Here is an 8097-nt window from a genome sequence, read left to right on the forward strand (position 1 = left end):
AGCGGTCATGGACCGCTGTTTTCTTCATTCTAAAGGAAAAAATCCAATTTTAACTCCATCTCTTTTACCATTAATCACAATACTTATCTCTGAATATTCTGAATATATTGATAGACCACCAAAATTTTCTCCATCTCCAGTTTTTTGGAATCAAAGGATCAACAAATGACTCAGAGATTAGAATATCACCGTAGTAGACCCATGTCCCTGTTGCACTCATTTTTTTTGCTATGATGAATTCTTCCCTATGACTAATACAAGAATCTTTGGAATAGATTATCGCATATCTATCTGAAATCAAGGGTCTAGATATAAGCTTCCCTTTATTTTGAGATTTCTTAATCTTAATGCCACGTTCTAATTTGGAATTTTCTAAGATGTAAGAATGTCTATCAAGACTATCCATTTTCTTGCTATCGAAAGAAAAATTATCCAAAATATCGTGAAACTCTTCCTTGTCCAAATAGACAGGTTTCCAAAGATTATCTGGGTTTATGCCTATAAAATATTTAAATACTGAATCAGGAACTAGATACTGATAAATATGATACTTCTCGGAGTCTCTCATACAGCCAAATAGGTCATTGATTACTTTGTATTCCTGTTCATTCAAGGATTGAGCAGATAGGTGCCTACTCCATGGAAATATTACCAATAGGCCTATAAATACTATTTTGATTAGTTGCATTTGGTTCCTTTTGATTGATTGCCTTCTTGTTCATTCTGAATGATTTTGATGATTTTCATCCGATCACTAGCCTTTGGAACTAGGGCCTTGAAGGAGTCAGTAGGAATAGGAAAACTAGGAGGCTGTTGACGCGGATCATTTGCTAATAAACCTCCGAAAGCCATAGCTCTATAGTAATCGTCATCCAATAATGGTTTTCCCATTTTACCGTTGCCATATTCCCTATCCCACTGCTTTAGACTGTAGGCCATAACCTCTATATATTCAGCCATAAGCTCATGCTGTGCTCTATTCATCCTATCAGAACTCTTTCTTCTTAAATAATCAGAGTATTTATCCGTAAATTCAGAATAGTAAACACCATCATTGACAAGCTTGTATTCAATAAAGGCATGGATTGACTCATGAATGATTGTTCTTGCAATAGACAATTGAGTTGCTTTGCTTAGATAGTCATTATTCAAGTTTACTAAAAAAGCACTTTTACCTGAGCGTATATCTGGTACAGGGGTAGTTTGATTGGGTTTATCGGAATTCTGTATTACATAGTCATATTTGGTTGATTCATCAAACAGTTTTAAAATTTCCTGATCTACTGCAAATGTACCTTTAGGTTCATTTGATTTGATTCCTGTTTTTTTAATTTCTTTGAAAATCCCATCAGCACATTTATTCGTTAAATTGTTTATTATTCCAGGCTTCGGCATTTCCGGCGGTGTCGGGTCAGTATTGTTTTTTCCGCCTCCATCTGTGGCAGCATCGCTTTCTCGGGGATTTCCACCTCCCATGTAACTATAGCTAGGTCTTCCGCCATCCGCTCCGTAACAGGAAATTTGTTCCACGAAATAATCTATTTCTTTGGTGCAGTTCGGCGGAAATCCTTCCTGAGAAACACAAAGTGTGTAATAAACAGGAATATAACGTGTGGTACATCGTACATCCATCCCGGCTTCATTTTTCCTTCTATCCCCAATTTGTAATTGTCTGGTGTAGCTAGATATCATCTCACCTTCTTCAAATTCAAATCCGACAAAGAATCGTTCATCATAGGTGAATAGTTCTAACTTACCTGTCCAAAAAACAGGAATCTGATTATAACTTATTTCATTGAAATTAATTTTTGATTCTTCATTGCCAGGATAGTACCGAGCAATGACTACGTTGAACTGATTCCGAGTGGCATGTCTCACAAACAGGATATTTTGGATCATTATTTCGCTCGGATTTTGACCTGAAAAGGCTTCTGCCATCTCTGATGGGAAATAATTATTCGCATTTTCAAGACTGGTTTCAAAGACCTCCCGTCCATCAGGAAAGTAGTAATGATGAAACTGCTCCCAATCGGGTTCCTTTTCGAAGAAGGGTAGAATCAGCTCTTGGGATTCTGTTCGGTAGTTCGTACCACGCTCGGGAAGGCGGAGCTTGGTCTTATTGGCTTCAAACCAGTCCCGGACCTGGGCCAGCTGTGAAGTTTCACTGAGCTGGATGGTCGGGTTTTCTGGTTCTGGAATACAAGCGGACAGAATGATGGACAGTCCAAATAGTAGTGCTAAACCGGATTTAGCTATCTTTTTGTACTTGGGGGGGGGCAAAAATGTTTTTCATAGATATTTAGCTTAGTTGATCGATTAAATGATACGTCAATCTAAAACTTAAAATCTAATTTTCAAATGATTTGGCAAAAAAAAGCGGCCAATGACCGCTGTTTTTTCTACTTCTTGAATTCAATAAATGATTTCAATCCTTCTTTTTTCTTCTAATCGAGTCCACTTCTGGAAGGGGAAGCAAATTTAATGGTTCGATCACATCATCCGTATCGGCAGTTACGTAGAGGTTGACTTCATAGAGGGTAACTTCATAATAATCTTCAGGTATAAGGATTATAATTCAGTTCGTCTCGCCTTATAAACTACATAATTTTTTGAAGGTGACAGTTCTAATCTGAAGAATAGATTTTAGTGATTTTTCCACTTTTTTGGTCAAATCTAACCTCCAAAATTTTTGAAGAAAATAAAGGGACTGAGTAAAGGTAAATCATTGTAGAATCATTATATAATCTTTTCGATTTAGGTTCACCTAATTTTTCTACGACCTTATTAATATCTGAGTTAATTTGTATCTCTTGAAAAAACTTTTCATTTCTTATTCCATTCAAATGTTTTTTTGTTACAAAAACTATAAATAGAAACAAAACACCAATTATAAAGGATAGCATTAATTTTTTCATAATCCAAAATCTTTTTTGTCACACTTATCAGGGCTACTAATGCTATTTCTTAGTTCTGGATCTGAAAGGAAGCTGACAATGAAGTCTGCTGTGGCTGTTGGATTGGTTCTAACAGCATTTCCATATTTCTTAAAAAATGAATAGCCTAATTCATTTGAATAATAATCTTGATCATCAAAAGCACTTTCATATTGGGCTAGATATTGTAAGAATTCGACACTTTCACCAATCGCTCTTCCAAATTTCCCAATTACAAGGAAATGCCTCATATCAATAATCAAAGAAGGATTTAGTGGGTCTTTAATATATCTAAAATCAATTACAGGCCCAGCAGGCTGGGAGCCAAGACCCGTTATTGAAAGGTCTCCACGTTCATAAATTATTTCTTCATAACTTCTACCATAATATCTAGATCTAAATTCCATCATGGTTTTTGCTTCCTGGTTATGTGTGTTCCATAATTCGTTACAATTTAACTTTTTAATTGGCTTTGGCTCCGGAACTTCCGGTGGATCATAACATTTTTTACATCCACCTCCGGGACTATCTGCCCCTCCTCTTGGTTTTTCTTCCTCATATCCTCCATCGCCCCGACCTCCACCACTTCTAGATCCACCCCGCTGCCATTCGCAGGTTTGTGCCCAAGTGGTATCCAAATATTCTCCGGTTCTACCATCGTACCAATCAGTAGCTACCGGGTAGCAATGAATCGCCTCGTCACTCTTGTTTTCTGAGCTTACCGCAATCTTGCGGGCATTTTCCGGATTCTTTTGCATCTCCCTTGTATGAGTCAATTCACCTTCCGTGACCTTATATCCCATGAGGTAGTGCTCATCATACGTAAACAGATCTATCCAGCCACTCCATTTTTCGTCGATCATTTGGTAGCTGATTGCTTCAAAGTCACGGTTGGAACTATTATCGTCTGGATAATATCGGATAATCAAAGGATCAAATTTGGGAAGTGTAGGATGCTTTACGAATAGGATGTTTTGAAAATAGTCAACATCTTCCTCACTGGCTCCTGCATCCTTTGCTTTCGGAATATACAAGTTTTCATTCTCCAGACTCACTTCAAAGACCTCCCGTCCATCGGGAAAGTAGTAGTGATGAAACTGCTCCCAATCGGGTTCTTTTTCGAAAAATGGTAGAATCAGCTCTTGGGATTCTGTTCGGTAGTTCGTGCCTCGATCAGGTAGTCGGAGCTTGGTCTTATTGGCCTCAAACCAGTCCCGGACCTGAGCCAGCTGTGAAGTTTCACTGAGCTGGATGGTCGGGTTTTCTGGTTCTGGAATACAAGCGGATAGTATCATGGACAGACTAAATAGTAGTGCTAAACCGGATTTAGCTATCTTTTTGTACTTGGGGGGGGGGCAAAAGTGTTTTTCATAAATATTTAGCTTAGTTGATCGATTAAATGATACGTCAATCTAAAACTTAAAATCTAATTTTCAAATGATTTGGCAAAAAAAAAGCGGCCAATGACCGCTGTCTCTTTTTACTAAAGGACGAATCCCAACTAGAACTCCATCTCTTTTACCATTAATCACAATACTTATCTCTGAATATTCTGAATATATTGATAGACCACCAAAATTTTCTCCATCTCCAGTTTTTTGGAATCATATAGTCAACGTGAGCTGCAAAGATTAGAAAAAAGCAATGGACCTGAATCTAATTAAAGCGCATGCATGTCGACTCTTCAAAAGCAGAGGATTTTAATCAAAATCTTCCAATTCATCAGCAATGTCAATTTGTTTTACTTTTCCGTTAATAAAATGAATCATTACAAAATTTGTATCAGAACAGAAAATAAGTCCATCATAGGAAATATCTTCTGTAATTGAGTATGATGAGAGGAAATGAGACCTGTAGAAATTTCTCCAGTTATAAGAATTAATATACTTGTGTTTAAAGTAATTTATTTTTAATGAATCCAATAATAGTGAATCAATTTTGATTCTATCTATTACAGGAATTTTAATTATGCCTGACATATTATCCTTCTCTATATTTTCCAAATCTTTCAATTTCGAATTGTTGATTAAATCGAACAAAGAAATAGAATCTAGAAATGTTATTTGATTCAAACTAAGTGAGTCAAGTTTTTGGGCGGAAAAATTATCCGCTGAATCAACCCAATATAGAATATCTCCCCATGTATTAATTGAAGTGATTGTGTAATCTTTAGCCAACTTAGATTGATTTACTTCTAATGGTCCTTGACTACATGAGAAAAGGATAAGAAACAATAGATTTATTAATCTTTTCATTTAAATACTAATAAAAGTTTTTTAGGAAAACAGGTTGTACTTCGTTTGGGATTATAAATGTAGCTCCTCTTAATGAAGAGGAACCATCTAAATAATAGTCCCATATGGTATTATCTCCCTTATATCTAAAATCTGGAAATGATTTAATCTTGCTCCATTCAGATTTTACCCCATATTCAAAAAATATTTCATACCGTATTCCGTTAATAACAATCTTTGCAACTCCTGAATTAATTGGCGCACCGTTTGTTCCGTATAATGGGATATTAGAAAATATGGATCTAATATCTAAGCTTTTTCCATTTTTTTTCGCCATTTTTAAATGACTTAGAATATGTAAAAATATTTCAGTTTGAGTTGCTGTTTTAAAGTCTATTGTTCCTGGGTTTTGTATTAATGAAAAATCGAGGAAGGTATTCGGTTTATTGAGGGAGGGTGGATCATAACAGCTGCTACAATTACCTCCAGGGCCATCTGTGCCTCCGCCTCCACCATAGCTTCCTCCTGAATATCCTCCATAACCACTTCTGGATCCACCCCGCTGCCATTCGCAGGTTTGTGCATGAGTGGTATCCAAATATTCTCCTGTTCTGCCGTCATACCAATCAGTAGCTACTACATAGCAATGAATCGCCTCATCCTTATTTTCTGATCCGACGGCAATTTTGCGGACGTTTTCCGGACTCTTTTGCATCTGCCTTGTATGAGTCAATTCACCTTCTGAGACCTTATACCCCATGAGGTAGTGCTCATCGTATGTAAAGAGATCAATCCAGCCGCTCCATTTTCCATCGATCATTTCATAGCTTATTTCTGTGAATTCACGGTTGGAAGTATTCTTATCTGGATAATATCTGATAATCAAAGGATCAAATTTGGGAAGTGTAGGATGCTTTACGAATAGGATGTTTTGGAAATAGTCAACATCTTCCTCACTGGCTCCGGCATCCTTTGCTCTCGGAATATACAAGTTTTCATTTTCCAGACTCACTTCAAAAACCTCCCGTCCATCAGGAAAGTAATAATGATGAAACTGATCCCAATCAGGCTCTTTTTCAAAAAAGGGTAAAATCAATTCTTGGGATTCTGTTCGGAAGTTCGTGCCTCGATCAGGTAGTCGGAGCTTGGTCTTATTGGCCTCAAACCAGTCCCGGACCTGGGCCAGCTGTGAAGTTTCACTGAGCTGGATGGTCGGGTTTTCTGGTTCTGGAATACAAGCGGATAGTATCATGGAAAGTCCAACTAGTAGTGCTAAACCGGATTTAGCTGTCTTTTTGTACTTGGGGGGGGGCAAAAATGTTTTTCATAAATATTTAGCTTAGTTGATCGATTAAATGATACGTCAATCTAAAACTTAAAATCTAATTTTCAAATGATTTGGCAAAAAAACAGCGGCCAATGACCGCTGTTTTTTCTACTTCTCGAATTCAATAAATGATTTCAATCCTTCTTTTTTCTTCTAACCGAGTCCACTTCTGGAAGTGGAAGCAAATTTAATGGTTCGATCACATCATCCGTATCGGCAGTTACGTAGAGGTTGACTTCATAGAGGGTAAATTCATAACCATGCAAAAACCGCTTTTCCGAGCAGTAATCTTCAGGTGCTAGAATAAAAACCCGCTCGTATTCCCTCGGTAAACTATACCAATCATTTATGCTAAATTGCGAGGTATACAGAGGTTCGGATTTCCTTATTTCAGAAAAGGTCAGGGATTTGGTCGATAGTCTATAGTCTTCATCTATCCATCCAAAGATAAATCCAACTAAACCAATTTTTTCTACTTCTCTTAAGTAAGAAAAATGGTTGTTAAACTTGCCACGAGATACCTTATTCCACTTATCACAGTCATCAAGAATGATAAGGGTTGATCTCTCTTTGGACTTAACCAGGAAAGAAAGAATAAAGAAAACTAGAATTAACTTCCACATGGTTTCGTTAATTTTTTAGCATCAGAAATATCCCTCACATACTTCTCATATGGCGACAATATCGGCGGATTGGTAGTGATTTTTTTCATGACACTGAAGGCTGTTGTTTCATGCAAGCCTTGCCAACAGATATTCATATAGAAGTCCACTGGGATGCCCTTTGGATAGTCTCCCGTACTTTTCATGTAAGCTGTCAATTTAGCAAAATCCTCGGGGAACTGGTTTTTATGGATATCCATTAAAGCAGCACCCATTTTACCCAATAGTTGCTCTGCCATGTAGGAATGATGCTGGTCATTATTTCCTTTATATAACTTCACATAGGTATCAAAATTTCTTCCAAAGTCATTGTCCCAAGCCGTTACCCCTTTTTTTCTTAAGGCCTCTTGTATCTCTGCATGGACTAATTCATGAAGAATTGTTTTGGCAATCAGCAAATCAGGACGGTTCAGTCCATCTTGCGAGGAATTAATTGTTATTTCATAATTTCCTTTTCCATCAGGCTGCATCTGACCATTTGCTCCAGACAGCGGCCCGAGTTTCAAAGTAGTATTGGCGGGGTCTTGTTCGGTTTCCGTGAATTTTGCGATTTCTTTTACAAAGCTGTTGAGGGACATTTTATTGGTGATACAATTCATCCTTGGGTTTGCTTTGATGGAAAGTGTAATTTTTACTGTCAGATTAGGCTCCGGAACTTCCGATGGATCATAACAACTCATACATCCACCTCCAGGACTATCTGCCCCTCCTCTTGGTTTTTCTTCCTCATATCCTCCATCGCCGCGACCTCCACCACTTCTAGATCCACCCCGCTGCCATTCGCAGGTTTGTGCATGAGTGGTATCCAAATATTCTCCTGTTCTGCCATCGTACCAATCAGTAGCTACTACATAGCAATGAATCGCCTCGTCACTCTTGTTTTCTGAGCTTACCGCAATCTTGCGGGCATTTTCCGGATTCTTTTGCATCTCCCTTGTATG

8 protein-coding genes are annotated in these 8097 nt (G+C 37.7%); all 8 read right to left on the minus strand.

Annotation, left to right across the window (positions count from 1 at the left end; all coding sequences use genetic code 11):
- Positions 1–70: 70 nt before the first annotated feature.
- A complete protein-coding gene (locus tag G457_RS0120035) occupies positions 71–688 on the minus strand; it encodes a hypothetical protein (RefSeq protein WP_155847205.1) in 618 nt (205 codons plus the stop codon).
- Positions 679–2280, minus strand: coding sequence for a hypothetical protein (locus G457_RS0120040; RefSeq protein WP_026948049.1), 1602 nt, complete (start codon positions 2278–2280; stop codon positions 679–681). The genes G457_RS0120035 and G457_RS0120040 overlap by 10 nt, the downstream gene beginning before the upstream one ends.
- Positions 2281–2624: 344 nt before the next feature.
- Positions 2625–2915, minus strand: a complete 291-nt coding sequence (locus G457_RS0120050) for a hypothetical protein (RefSeq protein ID WP_026948050.1) — start codon at positions 2913–2915, stop codon at positions 2625–2627.
- Entirely contained in the window at positions 2912–4228 is a 1317-nt protein-coding gene (locus G457_RS0120055; RefSeq protein WP_026948051.1) for a hypothetical protein, read from the minus strand. Before G457_RS0120055 ends, G457_RS0120050 begins: the two co-directional genes overlap by 4 nt.
- Before the next feature lie 405 nt (positions 4229–4633).
- On the minus strand, positions 4634–5110 hold the full coding sequence (locus G457_RS0120060) for a hypothetical protein (protein WP_155847206.1): 477 nt from the start codon (positions 5108–5110) through the stop codon (positions 4634–4636).
- An 85-nt stretch (positions 5111–5195) separates the two neighbouring features.
- Positions 5196–6419 (minus strand): hypothetical protein, encoded by a 1224-nt coding sequence (locus G457_RS0120065; protein ID WP_026948053.1) that lies wholly within the window; start codon positions 6417–6419, stop codon positions 5196–5198.
- A 209-nt stretch (positions 6420–6628) separates the two neighbouring features.
- Positions 6629–7117 (minus strand): hypothetical protein, encoded by a 489-nt coding sequence (locus tag G457_RS0120070; protein WP_026948054.1) that lies wholly within the window; start codon positions 7115–7117, stop codon positions 6629–6631.
- The coding region (locus tag G457_RS0120075; RefSeq protein WP_211230246.1) for a hypothetical protein at positions 7105–8097 on the minus strand (993 nt) is incomplete at its 5' end. The genes G457_RS0120070 and G457_RS0120075, both read right to left, overlap by 13 nt.

Source organism: Algoriphagus marincola DSM 16067, from assembly GCF_000429405.1.
Classification (GTDB): domain Bacteria; phylum Bacteroidota; class Bacteroidia; order Cytophagales; family Cyclobacteriaceae; genus Algoriphagus; species Algoriphagus marincola.

Excerpts from the sequence above, each read along its gene's own strand:
- G457_RS0120035 (WP_155847205.1), bottom strand. The coding sequence starts at position 688 with ATGCAACTAATCAAAATAGTATTTATAGGCCTATTGGTAATATTTCCA.
- G457_RS0120055 (WP_026948051.1), bottom strand. The coding sequence starts at position 4,228 with ATGATACTATCCGCTTGTATTCCAGAACCAGAAAACCCGACCATCCAG.
- G457_RS0120050 (WP_026948050.1), bottom strand. The coding sequence starts at position 2,915 with ATGAAAAAATTAATGCTATCCTTTATAATTGGTGTTTTGTTTCTATTT.
- G457_RS0120065 (WP_026948053.1), bottom strand. The coding sequence starts at position 6,419 with ATGATACTATCCGCTTGTATTCCAGAACCAGAAAACCCGACCATCCAG.
- G457_RS0120070 (WP_026948054.1), bottom strand. The coding sequence starts at position 7,117 with ATGTGGAAGTTAATTCTAGTTTTCTTTATTCTTTCTTTCCTGGTTAAG.